At 69.6% G+C, this 24,965-nt stretch carries 22 protein-coding genes and 1 pseudogene; 12 read left to right on the top strand and 11 right to left on the bottom strand.

Translation table 11 applies throughout. The annotated features are described in order from the left end of the window. Positions 1–60 precede the first annotated feature (60 nt). From ACIBQ1_RS03705 to ACIBQ1_RS03690, 4 genes are read right to left on the bottom strand one after another with little or no spacing between them, the layout of a single operon-like run. Entirely contained in the window at positions 61–1,860 is a 1,800-nt protein-coding gene (locus tag ACIBQ1_RS03705; protein WP_397274400.1) for a glycoside hydrolase family 2 protein, read from the bottom strand. 21 nt (positions 1,861–1,881) lie between these two features. Further along, the gene (locus ACIBQ1_RS03700) at positions 1,882–2,724 is read right to left on the bottom strand and encodes a carbohydrate ABC transporter permease (protein ID WP_397274399.1); all 843 of its coding nucleotides are present in this window, start codon (positions 2,722–2,724) and stop codon (positions 1,882–1,884) included. 29 nt (positions 2,725–2,753) lie between these two features. Next, entirely contained in the window at positions 2,754–3,614 is an 861-nt protein-coding gene (locus tag ACIBQ1_RS03695; protein WP_397274398.1) for a carbohydrate ABC transporter permease, read from the bottom strand. Next, positions 3,611–4,645, bottom strand: a complete 1,035-nt coding sequence (locus tag ACIBQ1_RS03690) for a LacI family DNA-binding transcriptional regulator (protein ID WP_397274397.1) — start codon at positions 4,643–4,645, stop codon at positions 3,611–3,613. The genes ACIBQ1_RS03695 and ACIBQ1_RS03690 overlap by 4 nt, the downstream gene beginning before the upstream one ends. A gap of 140 nt (positions 4,646–4,785) precedes the next feature. On the opposite strand from ACIBQ1_RS03690, the gene ACIBQ1_RS03685 reads away from it, so the two are divergent. Both ACIBQ1_RS03685 and ACIBQ1_RS03680 read left to right on the top strand, forming a co-directional pair. Further along, a complete protein-coding gene (locus tag ACIBQ1_RS03685; RefSeq protein WP_397274396.1) occupies positions 4,786–6,228 on the top strand; it encodes an ABC transporter substrate-binding protein in 1,443 nt (480 codons plus the stop codon). A 14-nt stretch (positions 6,229–6,242) separates the two neighbouring features. Further along, complete coding sequence (locus tag ACIBQ1_RS03680; RefSeq protein ID WP_397274395.1) at positions 6,243–7,685, top strand: sulfatase-like hydrolase/transferase; 1,443 nt, start codon at positions 6,243–6,245, stop codon at positions 7,683–7,685. Between the two features lie 11 nt (positions 7,686–7,696). On the opposite strand, the gene ACIBQ1_RS03675 is transcribed toward ACIBQ1_RS03680, so the two are convergent. Beyond that, positions 7,697–8,200, bottom strand: a complete 504-nt coding sequence (locus ACIBQ1_RS03675) for a winged helix-turn-helix transcriptional regulator (protein WP_397274393.1) — start codon at positions 8,198–8,200, stop codon at positions 7,697–7,699. Positions 8,201–8,305: 105 nt separating this feature from the next. On the opposite strand from ACIBQ1_RS03675, the gene ACIBQ1_RS03670 reads away from it, so the two are divergent. Together ACIBQ1_RS03670 and ACIBQ1_RS03665 are read left to right on the top strand one after the other, a co-directional pair. Continuing rightward, the gene (locus ACIBQ1_RS03670; protein WP_397274392.1) at positions 8,306–8,659 is read left to right on the top strand and encodes a nuclear transport factor 2 family protein; all 354 of its coding nucleotides are present in this window, start codon (positions 8,306–8,308) and stop codon (positions 8,657–8,659) included. Continuing rightward, complete coding sequence (locus ACIBQ1_RS03665; RefSeq protein WP_397274391.1) at positions 8,656–9,519, top strand: oxidoreductase; 864 nt, start codon at positions 8,656–8,658, stop codon at positions 9,517–9,519. Before ACIBQ1_RS03670 ends, ACIBQ1_RS03665 begins: the two co-directional genes overlap by 4 nt. Before the next feature lie 492 nt (positions 9,520–10,011). Here the strand turns inward: ACIBQ1_RS03665 and ACIBQ1_RS03660 are convergent, their stop codons facing one another. After that, the gene (locus ACIBQ1_RS03660) at positions 10,012–10,551 is read right to left on the bottom strand and encodes an RDD family protein (RefSeq protein ID WP_397274390.1); all 540 of its coding nucleotides are present in this window, start codon (positions 10,549–10,551) and stop codon (positions 10,012–10,014) included. A gap of 518 nt (positions 10,552–11,069) precedes the next feature. Between ACIBQ1_RS03660 and ACIBQ1_RS03655 the strand changes: the two genes are divergently transcribed. The 3 genes from ACIBQ1_RS03655 to ACIBQ1_RS03645 are packed head-to-tail and all read left to right on the top strand — an operon-like array spanning position 11,070 to position 15,021. Then, positions 11,070–11,900, top strand: a complete 831-nt coding sequence (locus ACIBQ1_RS03655; RefSeq protein ID WP_397274389.1) for an ABC transporter ATP-binding protein — start codon at positions 11,070–11,072, stop codon at positions 11,898–11,900. Positions 11,901–11,950: 50 nt separating this feature from the next. Beyond that, entirely contained in the window at positions 11,951–12,943 is a 993-nt protein-coding gene (locus tag ACIBQ1_RS03650; RefSeq protein WP_397274388.1) for an ABC transporter substrate-binding protein, read from the top strand. After that, the gene (locus ACIBQ1_RS03645; protein ID WP_397274387.1) at positions 12,940–15,021 is read left to right on the top strand and encodes an iron ABC transporter permease; all 2,082 of its coding nucleotides are present in this window, start codon (positions 12,940–12,942) and stop codon (positions 15,019–15,021) included. The genes ACIBQ1_RS03650 and ACIBQ1_RS03645 overlap by 4 nt, the downstream gene beginning before the upstream one ends. A 50-nt stretch (positions 15,022–15,071) precedes the next feature. Here ACIBQ1_RS03645 and ACIBQ1_RS03640 read toward each other — a convergent pair whose 3' ends face one another. Continuing rightward, positions 15,072–16,007: an alpha/beta hydrolase family protein gene (locus tag ACIBQ1_RS03640; RefSeq protein WP_397274386.1), complete on the bottom strand. Its 936-nt coding sequence runs from the start codon at positions 16,005–16,007 to the stop codon at positions 15,072–15,074. A 271-nt stretch (positions 16,008–16,278) separates the two neighbouring features. Here ACIBQ1_RS03640 and ACIBQ1_RS03635 point away from each other — a divergent pair, with 271 nt between their 5' ends. After that, entirely contained in the window at positions 16,279–17,022 is a 744-nt protein-coding gene (locus ACIBQ1_RS03635) for a hypothetical protein (protein WP_397274385.1), read from the top strand. 462 nt (positions 17,023–17,484) lie between these two features. Here ACIBQ1_RS03635 and ACIBQ1_RS03630 read toward each other — a convergent pair whose 3' ends face one another. From ACIBQ1_RS03630 to ACIBQ1_RS03620, 3 genes are all read right to left on the bottom strand, one after another. After that, a complete protein-coding gene (locus ACIBQ1_RS03630; protein ID WP_397274384.1) occupies positions 17,485–17,961 on the bottom strand; it encodes a hypothetical protein in 477 nt (158 codons plus the stop codon). A gap of 382 nt (positions 17,962–18,343) precedes the next feature. Next, positions 18,344–18,538: a hypothetical protein gene (locus tag ACIBQ1_RS03625; protein ID WP_397274382.1), complete on the bottom strand. Its 195-nt coding sequence runs from the start codon at positions 18,536–18,538 to the stop codon at positions 18,344–18,346. 202 nt (positions 18,539–18,740) lie between these two features. Then, positions 18,741–19,940 (bottom strand): macrolide family glycosyltransferase, encoded by a 1,200-nt coding sequence (locus tag ACIBQ1_RS03620; RefSeq protein ID WP_397274381.1) that lies wholly within the window; start codon positions 19,938–19,940, stop codon positions 18,741–18,743. A gap of 41 nt (positions 19,941–19,981) precedes the next feature. Between ACIBQ1_RS03620 and ACIBQ1_RS03615 the strand changes: the two genes are divergently transcribed. Beyond that, the gene (locus ACIBQ1_RS03615) at positions 19,982–20,587 is read left to right on the top strand and encodes a TetR/AcrR family transcriptional regulator (RefSeq protein ID WP_397274380.1); all 606 of its coding nucleotides are present in this window, start codon (positions 19,982–19,984) and stop codon (positions 20,585–20,587) included. Positions 20,588–20,686: 99 nt separating this feature from the next. Here the strand turns inward: ACIBQ1_RS03615 and ACIBQ1_RS03610 are convergent. Continuing rightward, positions 20,687–20,773 (bottom strand): annotated as a pseudogene (locus tag ACIBQ1_RS03610) (acyl-CoA dehydrogenase family protein); the annotation flags it as partial. Between the two features lie 439 nt (positions 20,774–21,212). Between ACIBQ1_RS03610 and ACIBQ1_RS03605 the strand changes: the two are divergent. Genes ACIBQ1_RS03605 through ACIBQ1_RS03595 form a run of 3 tightly spaced genes read left to right on the top strand, consistent with a single transcriptional unit; the run spans position 21,213 to position 24,949 of the window. After that, complete coding sequence (locus tag ACIBQ1_RS03605; protein WP_397274556.1) at positions 21,213–21,854, top strand: DUF4255 domain-containing protein; 642 nt, start codon at positions 21,213–21,215, stop codon at positions 21,852–21,854. After that, a complete protein-coding gene (locus ACIBQ1_RS03600; protein ID WP_397274379.1) occupies positions 21,851–22,537 on the top strand; it encodes a hypothetical protein in 687 nt (228 codons plus the stop codon). Before ACIBQ1_RS03605 ends, ACIBQ1_RS03600 begins: the two co-directional genes overlap by 4 nt. 21 nt (positions 22,538–22,558) lie before the next feature. Then, on the top strand, positions 22,559–24,949 hold the full coding sequence (locus tag ACIBQ1_RS03595; RefSeq protein WP_397274378.1) for a phage tail sheath family protein: 2,391 nt from the start codon (positions 22,559–22,561) through the stop codon (positions 24,947–24,949). Positions 24,950–24,965 lie beyond the last annotated feature (16 nt).

The following is a 24,965-nucleotide window of genomic DNA, read 5'->3' as shown; positions in this document are numbered from 1 at the left end:
CGGGTGTCGCGGGCGGCAGTGCGCATCAGGCGATCAGCGTGACGGTGAGACTCCGCGGCTTCATCGGGCAGCCTGCTCGATGGCGGCCGGACGGAGCTGAGCCGCGCGGATCCGCGAGACGTCCAGCTTGCTCGTACGGTCGAAGCGATAGATGCCGTTCTGTTCCTGGAAGACGTCGGTCAGCTGCGTGTAGCAGTAGCCGAACATCCGGGGGTCGTCCAGCAGGACTCCGACCAGCCCGGCGAACCGCCGCTGGAGTTCCTCCTCGCTCGCCGGGCGTTCGCCGTATCCCCAGGAGCTCTCCTCGGGGCGCACGTCCGGGTTCCACCAGATGCCCCCGAACTCGCTGCAGAAGTACGGCTGGCCCTGGTACGGCGTAGACCAGGCCGTGCCGTCGGGATCGGCGTTGACGAACGGCGCCCCGTCGGCCAGGCCCGCCATGAGCTTGCCGAACAGCTCGGGATCCTGCTCGTAGCAGTGCGAGTCGTAGACGTCGGCGCCCGGAACACGATGTGCGTAGCCGGACGCGTCGATCACCGGGCGGGTGAGGTCGGCCGCCTTCGTGGCCAGGTACATCCCCCGGGTGACGTCGTCGAGCACGGTGATCCGGTCGGTCCACTGCTGCCAGGTCTCGTTGAGCGGGCACCAGCCGACGATGGACGGGTGGGAGTAGTCGCGTTCGACCGCCTCCAGCCACTGGGTCACGAACGACGCGGTGGGCCGCTGGTTGTCGCCGGGAGGCCCGCCCGCGTTGGCTCCCCAGTCCCCGAACTCGCCCCAGACCAGGAAACCCGCCCGATCGGCGTGGTACAGATACCGCTCCTCGAACACCTTCTGGTGCAACCGGGCGCCGTTGAACCCCGCGGCCACGGCCAGCTCGATGTCACGGCGCAGCGCCTCGTCCGTGGGCGCGGTCATCAGTCCGTCGGGGTAGTAGCCCTGGTCGAGCACGAGCCGCTGGAAGCGAATCTCGCCGTTGAGCAGGACGGCCTGCCCGTCGACGGTGATCGAGCGGAGCCCGGCGTAGCTCATGGCGGTGTCGACCACGCTTCCGTCGCCGTCGAGCAGCTCGATGCGCAGGTCGTACAGGTGCGGATCCTCGGGGGACCACAGCCGTACCCGGTCGTCCGGCAGCGGCAGCCACACTTCGGGGGCCCGGTCGAGGTCGGCGCGCGCCCGCGCCTGGGCGAGGTCACCGTTCTGGTCCGACACCGTCACCCGGACCCGGTGCCCCGGGCGGTTGGCCGACACCGGCACGGTGACCCGGAACGCGGAGGCGGCGACGTTCGGCGTGATCCGCGGCCGGCCGAGGTACGCGTCGGGCACGGGCTCGCACCACACCGTCTGCCAGATGCCGGTGGTGCGCCCGTAGAGCGCGCCGTGGCCCTGGTAGGTGGTGGCCTGCTTGCCCCGCGCCTGGGGACCGGTGCGGGGGTCCCGGGCGCGCACGACCACGGTGTACGTGCGCGCCGGGTCGGCCGCGGCGGCCAGGTCACAACTGAACGGGGTGAACCCGCCCCGATGCCGACCGGCCTCGACACCGTCCACCCACACCGTGGCGTCGTGGTCCACCGCCTGGAAGTGCAGCAGCACCCGCCGCCCTGCCCACCTTTCCGGCACCCGGACGGTACGGCGGTACCAGACGGCCGGATGGAAGTCCGGGTCGCCGATGCCGGACAACGTGGACTCCGGGCAGAACGGCACGACGATCTCACCGGTCAGGTCCCGGTCGAGCAGCCCTCGCTCCAGCCCGGAGTCGCCGGGATCCCTCTCGAACTGCCAGGTTCCGTTCAGGCACTGCCATTCGGCGCGGGCGAACTGCGGACGCGGGTACTCGGGGCGGGGAACAACGGTGTTCACAAGACTCGCTTTCTCCGGGATTCAGGATTTGACGGCACCGGCGATGCCCTCGACGAAGTAGCGCTGCAGGACGATGAACAGGGCGACGACCGGCAGCAGCGAGATCGTCGCGGCGGCGGCCATGCCCGACCAGTCGGTGGTGTTCTCGCCGATGAACGCGAGCATGCCGACGCTGACGGTGCGCAGGTCCGGCCGGGAGAAGGTGAAGACCAGCGGCAGGAAGAACGCGTTCCAGGTGGACAGGAAGGTCAGCACGGTGACCGTGGCCGTCACCGGCTTGGCCAGCGGCAGCATGATGCGGAAGAAGATGGTCGCGAACCCCGCGCCGTCGAGGAGCGCGCTTTCGGTCAGCTCCTTGGGTATGCCGCGAAAGTACCCGACGTACAGCAGGATCGCCGCCACGTGCGCGGCGCCCGACATCGCCAGGATCATGCCGGTCAGCGAGTTCAGCATGCCGAGCCGCTGGGCGAGGTCGACCAGCGGGATGATGGTGTATCCGGCCGGGACGAACAGGGTGGCGACCAGGACGCCCATGACGATCCGGCGCCCGCGGAACTCGTGACGGGCGATGACGTATCCGGCCATGGCGCACCTGACGACCACGACCACCACCGTGCACACCGTGACGATCACGGTGTTGAGCAGGTATTTCCCGAACTCCGCGCTGACCCACGCGCGCTCGTAGTTGTCCCATGCCGGATCGCCGCCGGGCAGCAGGTCGAGCCCTTTGGTGAACACCTCGGCCGAGGTCTTCAGCGACGCGGAGACCATCCACAGGAACGGGTAGATCCAGATCAGGCAGCCGATCGCGAGCGCGGCGGCGGCGATCCACCAGGGCAGGCGGCGCAACATGCCGTTCCTCATACGGCGCGCCTGGCGCGCATGGCGAGCAGCTACAGCAACCCGATAAGGCAGACGAACAGCCCGAAAAGGACGGCAGCCGCGGAGGCGTATCCCAGCCGGGGTATCGTCGCGGCGAAGGCCCACCGGTAGATGTACACCTCGATCACCTCGGTCGAGTAGAACGGGCCGCCCCCGGTCATGGTCAGGACGAGGTCGAAGACCTGTAACGACGCCTCGATCGACAACAGGGTGATGATGACCAGGAAGGATTTGAGCAGGGGCATCGTGATGTACCGCAAAGTGGCCAGGGCACCGGCTCCGTCGAGGCGCGCCGCCTCGTACACCTCGTTCGGCACGGTCTGCAACGCGGCCAGCCAGTAGATCAGGGTGATCCCGAACCACTTCCACACGTACACGCCGATCGTCGTGCCGAGCGCCGTGGAGGACTGCCCGAGGAAGTCGACACCGTCCGGCGCCAGACCGGCCTCGCGCAACGCGAGGTTCACCGGCCCGCCGGCCGGGTCGAAGACGAACTGCATGACCACGCCGACGATCGCCGTGGTGGTGACCACCGGCAGGAACAGGGCAGTACGGAACAGCTTGCGCAGCGGCATGCGGGGCGAGTTGAGCACGATCGCGAGCAGCAGGGTGGCCAGTACCTGGATCGGCACCGCGAAGAGCATGAACGTCAGCGTCAGCCGGAACGAACTCCAGAACATCGGGTCGGCCAGGACCTCGCGGTAGTTGGCCAGGCCGATGAACGACGGGCTCGCGTCGAAGCCGTTCCAGTCGGTGAGCGAGTACACGTAGCTGCCGACGACCGGGTAGACGGTGAACGCGCCGTACAGCAGCACGGTCGGGGTCAGGAACAGCCAGATGTACAGGGTGGTGCGGGAACGGGCGAGCGTCATCCGCTCGCCCTTGCGACGCCCGTGGTGCTCTGGTCGATCATCAGCCGCCATGGCGCCTCAAGCTGAACGGCCGGGCTCTTGTCACCCTCGACGCGCTCCAGCAGCCGGGCCACGGCGAGCTCGGCGATACGCTCCTTGTCGGGCGCGATCGTGGTCAGCGGCGGGGTGGCGAACCGGCCCTCCTCGATGCCGTCGAACCCGACGACGGCGACGTCCTGCGGCACCCTCAGCCCCCGGGCCAGCACCGCCCGCATCGCCCCGAGCGCGAGCAGGTCGTTGTAGCAGAACACCGCGTCCGGCGGCTCCGGCAGGTCGAGCAGGTGCTCCATCGCCTGCCGGCCGTCCTGGCGCTGGTAGCGCCGCACCCGTACGGCGAGCTCGGGCCGGATGGGCAGGCCCGCCCCGGTCAGCGCCTGCTCGTATCCGGCCGATCGATGCGCCGCGGTCTCCCTCGCCGGCGGGTTGGACGGCCTCTTCGGCATGTGGGGCACGCCGATGGCGGCGATCCTGGTCCGGCCCAGCGAGATCAAATGCTCCGTGGCGGCCTTGGCCGCGGCGGTGTCGTCGATGGCGACGTGGTCCACGCCCTCCACCTGCACCTCGCCCAGCAGCACCGTCGGGCAATCGCCCGCCCAGCTGCGCAGCTCGTCCTCGGTCAGGCCGAGCGGGCTGAAGATGAACCCGTCGAAGAGCGCCGACCGGTCTCGCCGCATGACGATCTGCCGCTCACGCTCCGCCACGCCTTCCGTGCGGTCGATGAGCACCGTGTATCCGCGCTCCTCGGCCCGGTCCACCACGTGGGCGGCCAACTCGGTGAAGTACGGCACGTCCAGCGGCAGGACGAGGGCCAGCAGGTTGGACCGCCCCCTGTTCAGGCTGCGCGCCGCGAGGTTGGGCCGGTAGTCGAGTTCGTCCAGGGCCCGTTGCACCTGGGCGCGGGTCTCCTCGGACACGTAGGCGAAGTTGTTCACGACGTTGGAGACGGTCCGTACCGAGACTCCCGCCAGCCGTGCCACGTCACGTTGTGTCACCACAGTCGTTCATCCTCCTAGTTGCTAAGAAGAGTCTTGCCGCGCGGCATGCCGCGTGGCAAGAATGAATTTGCCGCGCGGCAACATTGCTTCACGAGACCTTCACAGCCGCGCGGTGGAAGGCAGGACCGATGACCGCGATGACTCGACGGGGATTCCTCGCCGCGGTGGGTGCTCTGGCCGCCACGGCGGCTTGCGGCGGAGGCGGTGGCGCTGGCGCCGCTGCCGGCGGCGCGTCGCTGACCTGGTGGGACCATCAGAACCAGCTCCAGAAGGCAAAAGCGGAGATCTTCGCCAAGTTCGCCAAGAGCCCTGGTGGCGTTCCCGTCCGGTACACGTACTACAACCCCGCGAAGATGGGGCAGGCGCTGCAACTGGCCAAGCAGAGCGGCCAGCTGCCGGACCTCCACACCAACGCCGGGCTCACCCTGCCCGCCGCGGCGCTCGTCGCCGCCGGGTGGGCGCAGCCGCTGGACCTCACCGACGAGGCGGAGGCCCGGGTCAAGGACTCGCTCATCGAGGGCCTGCACGTCTTCGACGGCAAGATCTACGCGTTCCCCATCTTCAGCCATCAGACCTACTCCGCGGTGACGTGGTTCAACACGGAGTTGGTCTCGCGCGCCGGGCTGGACCCGCAGGCGCCGCCGAAGACCTACGACGAGTTCCGGGCGGCGACCGGCGCGGTGCGGCGCTCGGCCGGCGGCGAGACGTACGGCTGGGTGTGGAACATCGGCATGCCGAACCGGCTGGGCGAGCAGGTCCACGACCTGGCGCAGGCGGCCGGGTTCGCCGGGGGCGCCGGAACGCGGTACAAGACCGGCGAGTTCGCCTTCCACGCCGACGAATATCTCGACGTGATCGAGTTCCTGGTCGCGCTGCGCCAGGACAAGGTGCTGGTGCCCGGGGCGAACTCCTGGCTCGACGACGTGGCGCGGGCTCGATGGACCGCCGGGATCGCGGCGTACTACTTCGACGGTCCGTGGTGCCCCGGCGTGGCGCTGAAGGACACGCCCGGCTTCGGGGACAAGCTCGGCGTTGGGCCGATTCTGGTGCCTGACGCGGGCACCGCTGCGGCCACGTACCATGTGCCGCAGCCGGGAGACTACTGGTTGTCGCCGACGAGCAAGAAGGCCGCGGCGGCGAACCAGCTGCTGAGCGACCACTTCACCACGGAGGACTACTCGCGCACGGTCGCCGGGACCATGTCGCAGCCTCCGCGCGACATCTCCGTCGTCGAGCAGTCCCCGGCGCACCCCGCGTACAAGAAGCTGATCGGCTGGTTCAAGGAGAGCGTCTTCCTCGCCCCCGAACCGATCGCCGGAAACAAGGACCTCCGGCGGGTGCAGGTCGAGCTCAAGCCGGTGACCCCCACACTCGGGGACATCGTCCAGGGTGCGCTGACCGGCGATGTCACCGACGTCCGCGCGGCGTTGACCAGGCTGTCCAGCGACAGCGCCAAGCAGCGGGACCTGGCGATCGCGGCGGCCAAGAGCACGGGCGCGCAGGTCAGCCTGGACGACTACGCCTTCCCCAACTGGAGGCCGCGGACGGACTACCTCAAACCGATGTACGCGAAGCGCTAGCGGAGGCCCAACCCGTGAACCGACCGAACATCGTGCTGATCATGACCGATCAGCAGCGGGCCGGCTGGACGGCCGCGAGCGGCTTCCCCCTGGACACCATGCCTTTCCTCGACGAGTTGATGAGCACCGGCGTCCGGTTCCGGCGCGCGTACACCACGTCCCCGCTGTGCGTGCCCGCCCGGATCAGCCTGCTCACCGGACGGTACCCGTCCGCGCACCGGGTACGGCAGAACAGCGCCGCGGAGCACGTGCTACGCGGAGCCGACCTGGTGGACGTGCTGCGTGAGGCCGGGTACGCGCTGCACCTGGCGGGCAAGACGCACTTCCACCGCAAAGCCGCCGACTTCGACACGTTCGCCGCGCCGTACTGGCACGATCGCGGCCCGGCGGCGACGCCTGACCAGACGCTTTTCGAGCAGTGGCTGAGCTCGCTCGACCACTCGGTCAGCCATGAGCCGACGCCGTTTCCGCTGGAGTGCCAGTTCCCGTACCGGATCGTCGACGCGGCGATCAGCGCGATCGACCGGACGCCTGCCGACCGGCCGTTCTTCACCTGGCTGTCGTTCCCTGAACCGCACAACCCCTACCAGGTCCCGGAGCCGTACTTCAGCCTCTTCGACCCGGACCAGGTGCCCGAGCGGCTGGCCGGGCCCGAGGGCGCCGAGCGCAAGGGCGGCACGTACACCTGGCTGCGCCGGCTGATCGAGGAGAAACGGCCCGGCTACGACGCCGAGTGGCGGCGATACCGCGCCAACTACTGCGGGATGCTCCGGCTCATCGACGACCAACTGCGCCGGTTCTTCGCGCACGTGGGTGAGCGGGACCCGCTGGTGTTCTTCGTCGCCGACCACGGCGACTACGTCGGCGACTACGGGCTGCAGCGCAAGGGCGCGGGCATGTCCGAGAGCCTGATGCGCATCCCGTTCGCCGTGGCCGGACCGGGTGTGGGGCCGATGGCCGATCGCGCGGATTTCGTCTCGCTCGCCGACCTGTTCCCGACGATCTGCGATGCACTCGACGTCGGCATTCCGGCCGGCGTCCAGGGCCGCAGCCTGTGGCCCCTGCTCACCGGGGCACCGTATCCGGCGGGGGAATTCGCCAGCGCGTACGGCGAACGCGGGTTCGGCGGGCTGTCCTACGACGTCGACGAGCGCCCCTCGTTGCACTTTCCGTACGAAGGCCGCACCTTCGACGAGCTCAACACCGTCACCCAGGCCGGCACGACGGTGATGCTCCGGCGCGAGCAGTGGAAGCTGCTCCTGGACGAGCGCGGCGCCGGCGAGCTCTACGACCTGGACGCCGACCCCGCGGAGCTGGACAACCGGTACGACGATCCCGCGCTCGCCGGGATCCGCGCCGCCCTCACCACCGATCTCGCCCGCTGGATGATCCGCGTCCGGGACGACCTGCCCGAGGCGGTCTACACCCTGAAACGCGCACCACACAACTGGCGCTGAAGCTCCGTTCCTCAAAGCTGTGTTTCCCCTCGCGGCGGGGTGTAGCGGGCGCGCATGGCGGGGCTGGCGGCCGGGCCGGCGGTGAAGACGTACGCGCGGCTGTCGTCCAGGCGGCGGCCGGTCTTGGCGTCGATCACGACGGGCTCCGCTTCCTCTCCGGTGGCCGCGTCGACCAGGATCATGCTGCGTTGCGCGGGTGCCAGGCGGGCGTTGCTCCAGGCGGCCATCGCGACGATGACCGGGCGCAGCGAATGGCCCAGCTCGGTCAGCACGTACTCGTGGCGCACCGGGTTCGTCTGGTAGGGGCGGCGCTCCAAGAGACCATCCGCGACCAGGGTCTTGAGCCGGCTCGTGAGCATGCTGGAGGAGATACGCAGGTTCTCCTGGAACTGGTCGAAGCGGGTATAGCCGTCGAAGGCGTCGTGCAGGAGCAACAGGGTCCACCACTCACCGATGTGCTCGATCGTGGCGGACAGCGGGCACTCGCGGTCTTCTTGCCTGGGCCGGACCGGCATGGACAACCCTCCTTCGGTCGCTGCTATTATCGAAGTAAGTCAGTTTCATTTTAGCAGTCACTAGTGTGCCTGTGCGACCCCACCATTGACCTGCGAGGACATGCCATGCCTCAAAACCAGGCAATCGCCTTCGACGCGCTGCCCGGCACCATCACCGCCTACCTCGCCGCCCACCGCGACGCCGATATCGCGGCCCAGCTCGGCCTGTTCGCCGCCGATGCCGCAGTGGTCGACGAAGGCCACACCCATACCGGAACCACCGCCATCGCCGCATGGATGAACCGTTCGGCCGGAGCCTACACATATACGATCACGCCGATCGCCGCCGAGCAGTCCGGCGAAGGCGACTACACCGTCACCCAGCACCTGGCCGGTGACTTCCCCGGGGGCGTCGTGGACCTGCGCTTCCGTTTTACCCTGCGCGCCGGTCTCATCCGCCGACTGGTCATCGAACCATGAACAGGACCTGGTTCATCACGGGAGGCACGCCCGGCGGATTCGGCATGGCCTTCGCCGACGCGGCCCTGGAGTCCGGCGACCGCGTCGCCCTGACCGCCCGCAGGCCTGACGAACTGCGCGCCTGGGCCGAGCCGTACGGCGACAGGGTGCTGGCGCTTGGACTCGACGTCACCGACACCCGGCAGGTCCACCAGGCCGTCACCGCCGCAGAGGCGCACTTCGGCGGCATCGACGTCCTGGTCAACAACGCCGGACGCGGCTGGTACGGCTCGGTGGAGGGCATGGACGACGCAGCTGTCCGGCACGTGTTCGAGCTGAACTTCTTCGCCGTCCTGGCGGTCACTCGCGCCGTCCTGCCCGGCATGCGCGCCCGGCGCAACGGCTGGATCATCAACATCTCATCCGTCGCCGGCCTGAGAGGGGTGCTCGGCTTCGGTCACTACACCGCGGCCAAGCACGCCGTCGAGGGCATGACCGACGTCCTGCGCCAGGAGGTCGCACCGCTGGGCGTCAAGGTGCTGGCCGTGCAGCCGGGAGCCTTCCGCACCCGCGCCTACGCCGGGTTCGCCGACGAGCCGCTGCAGGAAAGCATTGAGGATTACCGGCCGATGCTGGAGGGCATCCGCGCGGCCATGATCGAGCAGAACGGCAACCAGCCCGGAGACCCCCTCCAGGGCGCGCGTGCCGTCGTGGCCGCGATCAATCGGGACAACCCGCCCCGCCGCCTCGTGCTCGGGGACGCCGGATACGAAGCGGTCATCGGCGAGCTGGAATCCATGCTCACCGAGATCCAGGCCCACGAGAACGTCTCCCGCTCCGTGGACTTCCCCCAGGCCGACGTCCTGTCACCCGGGACGTAGACCGAGTCCGCGCGGACCTCCGAAGTCCTGAGGCTGGACGTTGAGGAATCGGACCCGCGTCACCGGCGGGCCGAGGTACGGCGCACGGGCGATGCGGTCGACTCTGATCGTGTGGCGCTGATCGGACACGTCGAGGACCAGCGAAAGATGCGCGATCGGCCACGAACAGATGGCCCAGGTAGCGGACGTCGTCTTGGACACGGTGTCCCACCTCGTAGCCGATCCGCCGAGCGAACGATTGCGGGCCCTTACCATCCGGCGAACGGGCACGTCACGCATCTGCGGTGGGCCGATCGATACGAGATCGGCTCCGATCACCTTGGCCAAGGCTTCCGCCGTGTCACCGTCGAGAACGTTCTGGAGCTGCCCCGGACAAGGCTGGCGACAGGGCCGGCCCGGAGGGCGTTTTGTGAGGGTTTGAGGCTTTGATGCCTGTGTTTCGGTAGGGATTTTCGATCAATAGTCCTCAGTGCTGGCACATGGCACGGAGGACTACGGTGACTGTACGACTCGAGTGGCCGCCACAACGTCGTGCAAAGCGGCCCTGTCGCGGCGCACCAGCAGTAGCGCGATCGAGACCCCGGCCAAAGCGTACGCGGCAATCAGAAGGGGCATGGCGGTGATTACTTCGCGGCCGCCTGCCAGCCGAGACACCGCCATATGAGCGCACTGCCACGGGAGCAGCTTCACGGCATTGCGCACTACGATCCGTACCGCACCGGGCCGCTTCCCCCTCGTAGTGGCCACAACAAGCCCCGCTCGTCGCTTGCCCCACGTGGCCTGGTGCCGCCCTGCCTCGCCGATGGTCAGATACGCTCCGGCAGGCAGCACGCTCAGCACAGTGATCAGCAGATCAATGCTCACCGTGCCGAGCCCATCGAACGGCCGCACTCCCGCGAGGTACAGCGGGACGAACACCACGGCCAGCAGGGCCAGCCAGACGACGATCACCAGATAGTCCCAGCCGGCCGCCACCAGTCTGGGACGTAACGCCGCCCGACCAACCTGCGTCTTCCTCAACTCGTTCAGCACTCGCTGCCTCCTCGACCAGCACAATGATTCCACCTGTGTTCGTTACGTTCGCCATGGCGACAGCAGAAGGCGGACGCCTTCTGGGCGACTTCCCCCGTCGTTCAGCAATGCGGTCATCAGCCTGACCACAGGCGGTAGCCGATGCCCATCGCGAGCCGGTGGGAGCCGGCCACGACCGCGACGGGCCCCTGCACGGTGATGTCGAGTGTGGCGAGCGCCTCCCCGGCCTCCGCCGGCGCGGCGGCGGCGTAGCGGTTCAGGAGGGGTTGTCCGGCGTCGTCACCGGTCAGTCAGGTGGCGACGGTCTCGACGCGCTCGGCGAGCAGACGGGTCGCCTACGACTGGCGACTCGGGGAGCGCCTGCGGGTGCGTGAAGGCCGACCACGATCGGTTCGTCTTCGCAGCAGCCCCCCCCTGGCGCTCTGATCACGAATTGACTACAAAGGTTCACTCACCGTCAAAACCCCGGCCTTTAGGACAGATTGACCAGCAATAAAGGTTAGCCTAACCTAACATACGTGACCGAGACAGTCTCTTTGCGCGGGGCGGACCTGCGGCTGAGCTACCACGGGACGACCGTGGTGGAGGACGGCCGCATCGTTCTGCGGCCCGGCCAGGTGACGGCACTCGTCGGGCCGAACGGCAGCGGCAAGTCCACGCTGCTGCGCGCCCTGGCCCGGCTGCACCGGCCCGATGCGGGCACGGTGACGCTGGACGACGGCGCCTCCGCGCTGGACCTCTCACCGCGCGACTTCGCCCGCTGCGTGACCCTGCTCGCGCAGAGCCGTCCCACGCCCAATGGTGTGCGGGTACGCGACGTCGTCGGATATGGGCGGCACCCGTACCGGGGGCGGTGGAAGGCAGCCGACCCCGGCGGCGCCGCCGCGATCGCCAGGGCGATGGAGCTCACCGGCGTCTCCTCCATGGCCGAGCGTCCAGTGGACGAGCTGTCCGGCGGTGAGCTGCAGCGCGTCTGGCTGGCCACCTGCCTGGCACAGGACACCGGCGTGCTGCTGCTCGACGAGCCGACGACCTTCCTCGACCTGCGCTACCAGGTCGAACTGCTGGAGCTGGTTCGCGACCTGGCCGACCTGCACGACGTCGCGGTCGGCGTCGTACTGCACGACCTCGACCAGGCGGCCGAGATCGCCGACCAGGTGGTGCTGCTGCAGGCGGGGCAGGTCCGTGCCGAGGGCGCGCCCGCCGAGGTCCTCACCGAAGAGCTGCTGACCCGCGCGTACGGCATCCGCATCGAGGTGACGCACGACCCGATGTCGGGCGCGGTGCGCACACGGCCGACCGGAAGGCACACCGAACGCCTGCCCGCACGGGCATCGTCCCCCCGATAAGAACCACCCGAGCCCCCGCAACACCCCGTACGACCAGGACAGGAACCGCCATGCCCCTCCTTCGCCGTGCCCTCGTGGGCCTGATCACCGTGCTGGCCCTGAGCGCCTGCGGCACGACCGAGGCCCCGGTCGCGGAACCCGCCGCCCCGTCCGGCGGCACCGCCACCGCCCCCGCCGGCCCGATCACCGTCACCGACAACCGGGGCAAGCAGGTCACGCTCGACCGCCCGGCGACCAAGGTCGTCGGCCTGGAGTGGGGCGAGGTCGAGATGCTCGTCAGCCTGGGCGTCACGCCGGTCGGAGTCGCCGACGTCAAGGGCTACGGCACCTGGGTCTCCGCCGCCAAGCTCGACCCGTCGGTCAAGGACGTGGGCACCCGTCAGGAGCCCAGCGTCGACTCGATCGCCGCCCTCCAGCCCGACCTGATCGTCATGGAGACCGACGACGTCCAGCTGGCCGGCCAGATGGAGAAGATCGCCCCAGTCATCGTGTTCAAGGGCAGCGACGCCACCCGCAACCTCGACCGCATGCGCGAGGACCTCAAGCTGATCGCCACCGCCGTGGGCAAGACCGCCGAGGCGGACAAGCTGCTGGCCGACCTCGACGCCACGCTGGCCGACGGCAAGCAGAAGCTGGCCGCCGCCGGCGTCGCCGGCAAGCCGTTCGTGATGGCCGACGGCTGGAAAGAGGGCAGCACGATCTCGGTCCGCCTGTTCGGCAAGGGCGCGCTGGTCTCCGACGTCGCCGAGCAGATGGGCCTGGCCAACGGCTGGACCGGCAAGGTCGACAAGGTCTGGGGCCTGGGCACCACCGACGTCGAGGGCTTGAGCGCGCTGAAGAACGGCGAGACCCGCTTCTTCTACAACGCCTCCGACGGCGTGGACGTCTTCGCCGACGGCCTGGCCTCCAACGCGATCTGGAAGTCGCTGCCCTTCGTCGAGAAGCAGCAGGTCACCAAGCTTCCCGACGGCATCTGGACCTTCGGCGGCCCGCTGTCGTGCAAGCAGTACGCCGAGGCGCTCGTGAAGGCCTACACCGCTTGAGCAGCCGGCTCCTGACCCCGGCTCCTCCCGCCACCCCGCTGCGGCGGCTGGGGACCGCCGGGGTCTTCACCATCACCTTCGCGGTCACCGTCGTGGTCGCGGCGGTTCACCTCACGCAGGGCACCTCGTCGATCGGCGCGCTCGACCTGCTCGGGCTGGCGCTCGGCGGCGAGAACCAGGAGGCGGTCCGGGTGCTGGTCGCCTCCCGCCTGCCCCGGCTACTGGCGGCCGTGGCCGTCGGCGTCGCGCTCGGCGCGGCCGGGGCACTGCTCCAGTCGGTCGCCCGCAACCCGATGGCCTCGCCCGACACGCTGGCCGTCAGCTCAGGCGCCTACCTCGCGGTGGTCGCCGCCGCGGCGTTCGGCCTGACGCTGCCCCTGCCGATCTCCGGCGGGCTGGCCTTCCTCGGCGGGCTCGCGGCGGCCGCCCTGGTGCTGGCGCTGTCGGCCGGCGGCAGGACGAGCACTACCCGGCTGATCCTGGCCGGCTCGGCCACCGCGCTGGCGCTCAGCTCGCTGACCAACCTGCTGATGATCCTGTTCGAGGAGCAGACGACCGGGCTGTTCGCCTGGGGCGCCGGCTCGCTCACGCACACCGACTTCGGCGCGGTCTCCCAGCTCGGCCCGGTGATCGCACTGGTCCTGGGGCTCGCCATGCTGATCGGGCCCCGGCTGGACATTCTGGGCCTGGGCGACGACGCCGCGACGGTGCTCGGCCTCGACGTGCGATCGCTGCGCCTCCAGACGACCCTGCTGGCGGTCATGGCCTCGGCGGCCGCGGTGACCGTCGCGGGCCCGATCGGCTTCGTCGGGCTCTGCGCCCCCGTGATCGTCCGGCTGCTGCCGTCGTCGGCGCTCGTGCACAGGCACCGCGTCCTGCTGCCGCTCTCGGCACTGGTCGGCGTGCTCATCATGCTCTGCGCCGACGTCGCGCTGCGGGCCACGCTCGGCGGGCAGGCCGGGGTGGAGGTGCCGCCGGGCGTGGTCACCACGGTGTTCGGCGCCGTCGTGATGGTGTGGCTGGCCCGCCGTTACCGTGACGCCGGGCCCACCCGGCAGCCGCCCACCGTCCGGACCACCGCGGCACGCTCCCGTCCCGGGTTCTGGATCATCCTGACGGCCTGTACGGCGCTGCTGGCAGGCGCGGTCGTGCTCGGCATGCTGGGCGGCGACGCCTGGCTTTTGACCGGCGACCTGGCGAACTGGTTGCAGGGCCGCACCGGCAGGGCGTTGACGTACGTGCTCGACCAGCGCTACCCGCGCGTCCTGGCGGCCGTGCTCACCGGAGCGGCGCTGGCCGTGGCGGGCACCGCGGTGCAGGCGGTGTGCCGCAACCCGCTCGCCGAACCGGGTGTCCTCGGCGTCACCGCGGGCGCCGGCGTCGGCGCGATCGGGCTGCTCACGCTCGTCCCGCTGGCCGGGATCTGGTCGATGTCGGCGGCGGCCGGCGCCGGGGCGCTGGTCGCGTTCGCCCTGGTGTACGGGCTGTCGTGGCGGGGCGGGCTGAGCTCGGACCGGCTGGTGCTGATCGGCGTGGCGGTGCAGTCCGCGTCCACCGCCATCACCGTGCTGATCATCGTGAAATCCGACCCGTGGGACACCGCCAAGGCGCTGACCTGGCTGTCGGGCTCCACCTATGGCCGGGAGCCGGTGCAGCTCATCCCCATCGTGCTGGCGCTGCTCGTCGTCGTCCCCCTCGTCGCCTGGCTCCGCCGCGACCTGGACCTGCTGGCCCTGGACGAGGATTCTCCCCGCATCCTCGGCGTGCCGCTGGAGCCGGTGCGGCTGGCCGCGCTCGGGGGCGCGGTGCTCCTCACCGCCACCGCTGTCTCCGCCATCGGCGTCGTCGGCTTCGTCGGGCTGGTCGCCCCCCACGCGGCCCGCGCCCTGGTCGGCGGCCACCACGCCCGCGTGCTGCCGGTCGCCGCGCTGCTCGGCGCGCTCCTGGTCAGCCTTGCCGACACCCTCGGGCGGACGGTCATCGCCCCGGCCCAGGTGCCGGCAGGCCTGGTGACGGCGCTGGTCGGCACGCCGTACTTCGTGTGGCTGCTGTGGCGGTCACGCTCCCGTGCCGCGTGACGGCCCGGCACCCCTGACGCCCGTCCGGCGTGTCCGGGCTCCCGCCGGCCTCACTTGGCGGTGACGTGGCCGACCGCGCCGGGACCGGTCGTCAGCTCGTCCTGAGCGGCCTGCCAGGATCCGTCGCCGTAGAGCTCGCTGCGCAGGTAAGCCGCAGTGAGCCGGGCCAGCGCGGTGACCATCGCGGGGTTCTCGTCGGTGGTCTCGGCGGCGTCGTACCCGGCGATGCCGCCCAGCCCGTGCTCGGCGCCGAACAGCGTGAGCAGGGTCTTGGGCGCCGGGGCGAGAGTGTAGGGGTCGGCGTGCCAATCCGGGCCCATGTCGGTGAAGTGCGCGGAATCGTCCTTGTCTCCGGCGACGACCAGCGCGGGCGTCGTCATGGTGGAGAAGTCGATGCTCCGGAAGTCCGCCAGCAGGTGGGCCATCGGACCGTTGAGGACATCGCCCCGGCCGGGCGCGGCCAGCAGGACCCCCGCCCTGATCCGCGGGTCGCGCAGATCGGAATCCGGATCGGCGGCGAGCCGGACGCCCAGCAGCTGGCTCGCGCTGAAACCACCGAGCGAGTGCCCGGCCACCGCGACCACGTCGCGGTCGAGGCGGCCCGCGAGCCCCGGCACCGCCGCCTCGATCTCCTCCATCCGGTCGAGGATGTGCGACATGTCCCCCGGCCTCGTCCGCAGGAAGAACGGCCCGTCCGGCAGACCATCGAGCGCTTCGGTCAGCGTCCGGGAGCTGAGGTGCGTGGGCTGGATGACGGCGAACCCGAGCTCAGCCCAGAGGTGCACCAGCGGCGCGTACCCGTTCAACGAGGACAGGTTGTTGGATGGCCCGTGCCCGTGCGACAGCAGGATCACCGGCAGCCCGGTCCCCGCCGCGGGGACCGTCACCCGCAGCTGCAGATCCACGGGACGGCCGGGCACCGTCAGCACCACCGGGCCGAACGACAGCACGGCAACGGGCGGAGCGAGGGCGATTGATGCGTTCACGATGCGATTCCTTCGGACGGCAGAAGGCTTCAGGCGTTCGCCGGCCTGAAACGGAACGATGTTCCTGCTAATATCTGGAACAACGATCCGTTTGTCAAGTGATGCCATGAGGAACCCGCAGGGAAGGCACCCCCCGAGGCAGACGGGCCGACGCGGCCGCTGAGGTCTTCGCCACCTCCGGCGTCAACGCGCAGCTTGCGTCCCGGAAGTCGTTCCACAACCGGTGTTCCGAAAGGGATGTGCGGAACCGAATTCCGGTACGATCCCGGGGATGACACCCGGCAACGATCACCCCGTCCAACACCACGCTCTGGCCGTCTCCAGCATCGCCGCCACCCGCATATCCACCGACCACAAGACCCCGATGCCGGGCGTGCGAGGTACGGCGACGACGCTGTATCAGCAGTCGCTCGACGCGGCGGGCACCCCCTACGACGAGCTGGACGTCACGACCCTGCGGCAAAACTGGCCGCAGTGGAAGGTGCCGGACGACACGGTCGGCATGTACCAAGCCGAATCCGGCCTGGTCGACATTCGCAAAGCCACGGAAACCCACCTGAACCTCGCTAATGCCACCATCCAGGCCGGTCTGCCGGCCGCCTGCCGTACCACAACAACGAGTTCCCCTCAGAAAACGCCGATGCGAGGCGGCCGTCTAAAAGTGGGCATGGTGGGTGCGGGCAAGTCCGAGTCGTTCAACCTGTCGACCGCCGTCAGTGTGATCATCAACATGGCCCGGCTCCGTGCGGTCTTCGACCCCTTGTCGACATCGGCCCGAACCTGGACCCGCGGCCCGCCAGCTCTCCGCCGCCGTGGCCAATGTCGACAAATACGCGAAAGGACCCGCGCAAGACGGGCCCTTCACGATCGACTACAAGCCGCTCAGGACATCGTTTCCAGTTCGGTCCGCGTCAGCTTGATGGTGTTCTCCGGCAGCGGCTCGGGGTTGCTGGCGGAGTCCAGCGGATACTTGGCCTGGATCGGATTGAGCAGCGCCGCGGGCGAGTCAGGATAGGTCTCCAGGAACAGGATGTAACCAGTGTCCTGGTTCAGCGGGGTGGTGTGCTCCTCCTCGTAGGTCACTCCCTCGAAGACCCCACCGAGTTCCTTGACCTCGACGGACTGCCCCACCTGGGCCTCACCCTTGAAGACCTTCGTCACCTGGGCGGTGTAGACGGTGATGACCATCGGCGGGGCCTCGGGCTCAGCGCCCACCGCGGCGGGGGCTCCCGCCTCGGGATTCAGCTGCGGATCCGTCACGGCCGGATCCGGCGCCGCCACTTCCTGGAGATAGCGCGGCTCCCCGACGATGCGGGCCTCGACGACCAGGGTCGCCCTGTCGAAGAGCGCATCGGCGGTTTCGTATTGGGGATAGTCGGCCCGATAGAGAACGGGCTCCGCCTGGGCCGAGCACGCGGTCACGAACAGCGCAGCGAGGACGAGCGTGCCAAGACGCCGTAGCACGGGGCGGCCTCCTTTAGTAGTAGGAGTTGACGTCGGCGACATCGTGCGACTGGGGCTTGGTCATCGAGTCGCGGTTCCGGCTCGTGTTCATGATCGACGTGAGCGAGTTGTGCGCGAGATTCAGCGCGTGCCCGAACTCGTGAACAAGCGTGCTCGTGACGAAGTTGGAGAAGTTCGAGGCGTCCCGGTTGATGGTGCGGACGTTCAGCCGGACGTACATGCAGCTCCCGCCGCACCTTTGATAGTTCCCGTACCAGGTGTTGCTGTAGGACTTCACCGTGATGGTGGAACCCGAATACGAACTCTTGTAGAAATTGGCGGGGCTCGCGGTCGCGTTCCAATTCGACAGCGCCTTGTTCATCGGCGTCTGCCAGGTGCTGTTATAGCTGTACGGGTATATGGCGATGCTGGCGATGTCCTGGCCGGTGCCGTTCCAGTGGGCGAAGGCCGGGGAGACGCCCGTCACCGCCACCATGGCGACAAGGACCACGGTAAATCCTCGCCGGGCATGACGTTTTAACGCTCCTGAATGCATGTCGAGATGTCGCTCCTTGCGTTCTGGGGGGTGCTGCGCGCGTGAAAAACAAAAGTCAGGGCCTGGCAAGGATAAATCGAGGCGTTTCGAACGGAGTATGGGTCGCCACATGATCACCTGTCAAGGGCGTGACACCCCGCAGCGCCTGACAGCCTGCGGACCGACTTCCTGGACCCCTCCAGAACACGATCTCGTTGTCGCGGCGGATACCGGTCGGCACGGACCTGGCGACCACCGACAAGGCCGCCGAGCTGGTCGAGGGTGTGCAGGCGGACATCGACGCGGTGCAGACGTACCAGGTGAACGCCGACCGGGGCGGCGGCGCGGCCCCGGCCTCTTACTCGGTCACGCTGCGGCGGCGCGCTCGAAGCCGGCCGCCCACGTGCGCGGCGGACTCGGCGATGCCCTTGCCGGTGGTGAGCGCGTGGCCGATGGCCTGCGTCGCCATCTCGAAGCTCGCCGACCGGTCGCGCAGCGGATCGAGTTGTGCATCGAGGCGTAGGCGCTGCTGCGGCCGACCTGCGCAACCCATCGAGCAGGTGGTCAGCGAGAGCAACCGCCGGGGCGAACCGGAATCACCTGAGCGGCGGTCGAGAAGAAGTCGGAGGGGATCGGTGGCTCGCCCATACCCGGTGCATCGGCAGCGCCCGTCAGACGGTTACAACCGCGGGGCTCCGAGCGCCGGCATGGCGGTGGAGGCGCGGAATGGTGCCGTGTCTGCATGGTCACTTCGCTCAGCTGCTCGGCTTCTTCGCGGTCGAGCCGGCCATGAGCGCCTTTTCCACCTCGTCCGCCGCTGCTGGAGACCCGCCCGCTGCCGCCAGTTCGTCCCGCATCCAGCTCAGCCGCTCGTGTACGTGCCGGTCGGCGGCCACCTCCTCCACCGCCTCCCACAGTGCGGAGCCGGTGAGCCCGCCGGTCGGCAGCGCCCGGCCCAGGCCCAGCTCGGCGATGCGGTCGGCGTTGGCGCGCTGCTCGGCCATCTGCGGTATCGCCACCATCGGAACCCCGAAGTGCAGGCTCTCCATCGTGCTGCCCATCCCGGCATGGGTGACGAACGCGCGTGCGTGACGGAGCACGGCCAACTGCGGCGCGTTGCCGTGCACCTCCACGTTGGGCGGGATCGGGCCGAGGTCGCCCGGGTTCACGCCGCCGACGGCCAGCACGACATGCCACGGCCGGCCCTCGGCCCCGCGCAGCACCGTACGGTAGAAGTCGGGCCGGTCGTTGTACGCGGTGCCCAGCGAGACCAGCGCCACCGGCAGGTTGCCGCCGGGGGGCTCCCACTCGCCCTGGTAGGCGCGCTCGGTCAGGCCCGGCCCCACGAACGCGTAGCCGTCGCCGAACGTCTCGCCCGCGTACTGGAATGCCCGCGGCAGCAGCACCAGCCTGATCGCGGCCCGATCTCCCCGCATGAACGCCTGTACGTCGCCGAGTCCCTCCTGGCGCAGGAGGCGGCCGAGCCGCATGGCCATGCGCAGGAAGCCGAAACTCAGGGGATTGAAGGTCGTGTACTGCCGCTGCATCGACCAATGCCTGTTGCTGACCAGGTTCGGCCAGGTCTCGACGGAGGGGACCTGCCAGCGGGCGGCCAGGATCCGCCCCCACCAGCACAGCGGGCCGTCGTGCACGACCAGGTCGGGGCGTTCGCCACCGTCGAGCTGGGCCAGCGCCGACCTGGTCTCCTCCAGCAGCAGGCCCATGGCCCTGATCAGCTCTTTGCCGTGCATCTGCGGCACCGCGCCCTGGTCGAGCGTGTCCCAGGTCGAGGTCCAGGGGATGATCTCGGCGCCGGTCTCCGCCACGCGCTCGGCGTTCGCCTCGGTGGTGGCGTACGTGACGCGGTGGCCGCGCTGAACGAGCTCGGCGGCCAGGCCCAGCGTGGGGTTGACGTGGCCGGCTCCGATGGGGGCGAAGAACGCTACGCTTGCCATACCGCTGTATTATAATACGCCGGTATGAAAAAAGGAGGCCCATGCCGAAAAAGGTCGACCACGACGAGCGGCGTAGACACATCGCGGAGGCGGTGGTGCGGATCGCCGGCCGCGACGGGCTCGACGGCGCCAGGCTGCGTGACGTCGCCGTCGAGGCGGGCATGTCGCTCGGCTCCGTGCAGCACTACTTCGCGAGCAAGGACGAGATGCTCCGCTACGTGGTGCACTACCTGGGCGAGCACGTCACCGAGCGGATCATGGCGGGGATGTGCTCGCCCGCGGTGGCGTCGGCGTCGCCGGTGCGCTCGTTCCTGCTGTCGATGGCCTCCGAGATGCTGCCGCTGGACGCCCGCCGCCGGGCCGAGCGCCGGGCGGGGCAGGCGTTCACCGCCCTGGCCGTAGGCGTCCCCGAGCTGATGAAGGACCTGGGAGAGGGCGACCGGTGGCTGCGCGAGCGGGTCACCGACCTGATCGTCCAGGGACAGCGGGACGGCGAACTGCGCGCCGGGCTGGACCCCCGGCTCGAGTCCGTCGCGTTGCTCGCCATGCTCGACGGGCTCGGTTCCGAGCTGCTCCTGGGCCTACGCGACCCCGAGGAGGCCCTCTCCGCCGTCCGCTACCACCTGGACCGGCTGGCCCCCGGCTGAGTTCTTTGCCCTCGCGCCAGATGGGCGCCCCATGACGCCGCAGGCTCACTGCGACGGAACGGACGATCTCCAAGAGAGGCGCTCAGGAACCCGGGCATTTCAGCGAACCGGCAGGCCCGTGACGGCGCGGCCGATGATCAGGCGCTGGATCTCCGACGTCCCTTCGAAAATGGTGTGGATCTGCGATACGGGAAACCCCTTTCTGGTCCGATCATCAATCCACACCACAGTCTCTGGCTTTCAAAGTCGACAGCGCACCCCGATGCCGACCGAACGCCATTTAGCACTGAACACCAGTAGATGACCAGGGCCTGCTGATATACAGCCAGGGAAAATGGCGGTCAGGGGTCGAGGTCATGACGCGCTACTGGACGCCCGAGCGTGCCGCTGGAGCGGGTCGCGCAACAGGCCATGCAACAGTGCAGCCCCGGCGAACGGTGGCGGGTCACCGCACAGCGCATCAGCGGCTGGCAGCAAGGCGAGCATCTGCCGCACTCCGAGCCCGCGTGGAGCGTGACGCTCCACGCCGAATGTCCGGGCATGCCGCCGGCCTTTGTATGCCTGCGGTGGCGTGACTCGACACGCAGTCGAAGACGCCGTGTTGACGCGGACGGTCCACGCTCTGATGGGAAGTTGTCGGCGGGCAGGGCGAGTTAGAGGTGGGGGTGGGCGCATGGCCGGCTCCGATGTCGTCAGCGACGTCTCGCGGATGCTCGAGACCGTGCTCACCGGCGCTATGAGCTCGCTGACGCCGCCGCCGGCGCCGATCGCTCAAGTACACGACCTGATGGGCGTAATTCCGACGGCGCCGCCTTTGCTCACCCTTTTTCTGTACGAGGTTGCGGAGGATCCGTCTCTGCGTAATCGGCCACATATTCGCGAGGCTGTCGCAGGCGGCGGCGTTCAGCTGCGCAAACCGCCGATGGCGCTGATTCTGCGGTATCTGCTCACCGCGTGGGGCGGCGACCGGGTCACCGAGCAGCGGATGCTCGGCCGGGTCATGCACGTGCTGTACGACGACGCCACGCTGAGCGGGCCGGCGCTGGTCGGCAGCCTGGCCGGGCTGGACGAACCCATCAACGTCACGCTGTCGCCGCTGACCCTGGAGGAGCGCACCCGGGTCTGGTGGGCGATCCAGCGGCCGTACCGGCTGTCGCTGAACTACGAGCTCCGGGTGGCCAACCTGGACTCCGAGGCGGTCATCTCCGGGCAACCCGTGCAGCGGCGCGCGCTGCGGCCCTCGCTCGCCACGGAGGTGCCGCGGTGAGGGACCACGGCTGGCAGCCGGTCGCAGACGACGACACCGTCCGGGTGAGCCCGGGATGGTTCCGCCTCGTCGACGACTTCACCCGGCGCGGGCCCCTCGCCCGCGTGGCCGTCGAGCTGGACCGACGGGATCCGCTCGATACGGCATGGATCCCGGTGGACACGCCGGTGACCGTCACCACGGCCGGCAACGTCGGCTTCCCGGGGCTGGAACGGCGCCGCGGCGTGGCCGGCCTGCCCGCCAAGCGGTACCGGGTCCGGGCGCAGAGCGCGTTCTACGTTCCCCTGTACCGCGATTCGGGCGACGGCATCGAGTTCTCGTCACTTCCCGACGACCCGGCCGGGCCGCCGCAACAGGTGGTGCGGCAGGACATTGTGCTGCTGCCGGCGGTCCGCTATCCCTACGCGGCCTACATCAGCGTCGTGCGGGGGCAGGTGCGGGACGCGGCCGGCGCGGCGGTCGCCGACGTCGTCGTGAGCACCACCGCTCAGGCCGGCGCCGGGACGCGCACGGATCGGACGCTCACCGACGAACGCGGGACGTTCGCGCTCGCCCTGCGCTGGATCGGCCCCGCCGGGACGGCGACCGTGACCGCCCTCGACCGCCGCACGCAGCGCACCGCCACCGTCCAGGTCACGCTTCCGGCCGGCCTGTCCCACAGCCAACTGATCATCATCGTCTGACCACCGCAAGGGGGAGCTCGCATGCCTCAGTACCTCAGCCCCGGTGTCTACGTTGAGGAGAAGGATCCGGGCTCGCCCCCGATCGTCGGTGTCAGCACGAGCATCGCCGGCGCGGTCGGTGTCACCGCCAAGGGCCCGACGACCGGGAAACCGGTCCTGGTCACCAGCTTCAACGACTTCGTCATCCGGTTCGGCGGATACCTGCCCGAACCGGCCGACCCGGCCGTGGTCAACGACTGGGCCGGCAGCGCCACCGAGGGCGGACGCTGGTGGCAGTTCGCGAACTCGGTGGAGGGCTTCTTCCTCAACGGCGGGCAGCAGCTGTTCGTGAAGCGGGCGTTCGCCGGGACGGCCACGGCGGCGGCGGCGAACCTCGGGTCCGGTCTGGTGATCCCGCTCGCGGTCGACGCCAAGGCCGGGCAGGACGCGCTGGTCCTCGACCACCTCATTGGCCTCGACGACGGGGGCGGCGCCGGGCACGGGACGCAGTTCCACCTGATCCGCGGCGACACCCAGGCCGACCTCGGAACGTTCCGGGTCCTGAGCTACGACGCCACCCGCAACCGGGTGGTGCTCGACGGTACTACGCTGCCCGAGGACGTCGAGGCCGGCCGCGACTTCGTGGAGGTCCATCCGCGCACGGCTGCGCCGGTGGCCGACGCGGCCGCGACCGTGGTGGCCAGCGCCAACGCGCGCGGTGACTGGGGCAACGATCTCTCGGTGCGGATCTCGCCGATGGTCGGGGCGAGCCTGGGCATCCTGTCCGATCCCGGGCAGGGCGCGGCCGTCTTCAGCCGCGTCGTGGAGGACGCGCAGGCCGGCGCGACCAGGGTGTCGGTGGCGAAGAAGGCGGGGCGGCTCGACCTCGGCACCGGCGCGTTCGTCGCGGTGATCGGCGGTACCCGGGTGCCCGTCTCGCAGGTCGCCGACAACCAGAACGACAACAACTGGCTCGACCTGACCGTCCCGGCGCTCCCGGCCGCGGTCGCCAAGGGCACCGGGGTGCAGCGGCTGCTCCCTTCGAACACTCCGGCCGCACCCGCCGGCGGAGGTGGTGCCGGAGGCGGAGGTGCTGGTGGTGGTGCGGGCGGAGGGGCCGGTGGCGGCGCCGCGCCGGCGGCGGCGCCCAAGAACGTCATCTACGTGGCCAACGCGGGACGCCTCTACCCTGGTGCGCTGGTCGAGCTCGACAACGGCAGCCGCAAAGAGGTCACCACGGTGACTTCCGTGGCCGGGCCGCTGGTGACCCTCGGCGCCGACCTGGCCCGGCAATACCTGGAGACCGACCGGATCCGGCTGATCGAGGCGCGGGCGCAGGTGCGTTACGCCCCGGCCGGCTTGCCGCCGGTCGACGAGGAGTTCACCAACCTGCGGCTGGTCCGCGACGGCAGCCCCAGCACCCTGATCGAGGTGGTCAGCGACCGCTCGGCCTACGTCGACCTGGCCTTGGGCGCAGACTACGAGGAGGCCGACCTCACCGCCTTCCCGACCGCGTCCGGCGGCGGCTTCCAGCAGTTCGGCGGCGGCGACGACAAGCTCGACGAACTGACCGTGGACGACTTCGTCGGCGTTGACGGCGGCAGCGGCAACCGCACCGGCATCGCCGCGCTTGAGGACATCGACGAGATCGCCATCTGTCTCGTGCCGGGCATCTGGTCCCGGACCGTGCGCTCGGCCCTGATCACCCACTGCGAGCTGCTCAAGGACCGGTTCGCCATCCTCGACACCCAGGACCGGCTGGGCATCCAGGACGTCCTGGCCGAACGGGAGCTCATCGACACCAAGTACGCGGCCCTCTACTACCCCTGGCTGATCGTCCGCGATCCGCTGGTGGACCGCGACGTCCCGCTGGCGCCGTCGGGTCACCTGGCCGGCATCTATGCTCGCGTCGACGACGAGCGGGGTGTGCACAAGGCACCGGCCAACGAGGTGATCCGGTCGATCAACGGTCTCCAGGCCGACGTCACCAAGCGGGAGCAGGACCTGCTGAACCCGGCCGGCGTCAACGCCCTGCGGTTCTTCCCGGGGCGCGGCTTCCGGGTCTGGGGCGCGCGGTGCACCACCGGCGACGCCCTGTGGCGCTACATCAACGTACGCCGGCTCTTCATCATGATCCGCGAGTCCATCGAGGAGGGCACGGACTTCGTGGTCTTCGAGCCCAACGATCCGGACCTCTGGGCCCGGGTGCGGCTGACCATCACGCAGTTCCTGGAGAACCAGCGGGTCCTCGGCGCGCTCGTGGGCCGCACGCCGGCGCAGGCGTACTTCGTCCGGTGCGACGAGAAGACCATGAGCCAGGACGACATCGACCAGGGCCGGCTGATCTGCGAGATCGGCATCGCGCCGTCCAAACCCGCTGAATTCGTAATTTTCCGGATTCAGCAGAAGTCCCGCGAACTCCAGCCCGCCTGACCATCCGCCTGAAAGG

The sequence above is a fragment of the Nonomuraea sp. NPDC050153 genome, assembly GCF_044460125.1.
In the GTDB taxonomy this organism is placed as follows: Bacteria; Actinomycetota; Actinomycetes; order Streptosporangiales; family Streptosporangiaceae; genus Nonomuraea.
This window is presented reverse-complemented; position numbering and strand designations above follow the sequence as displayed.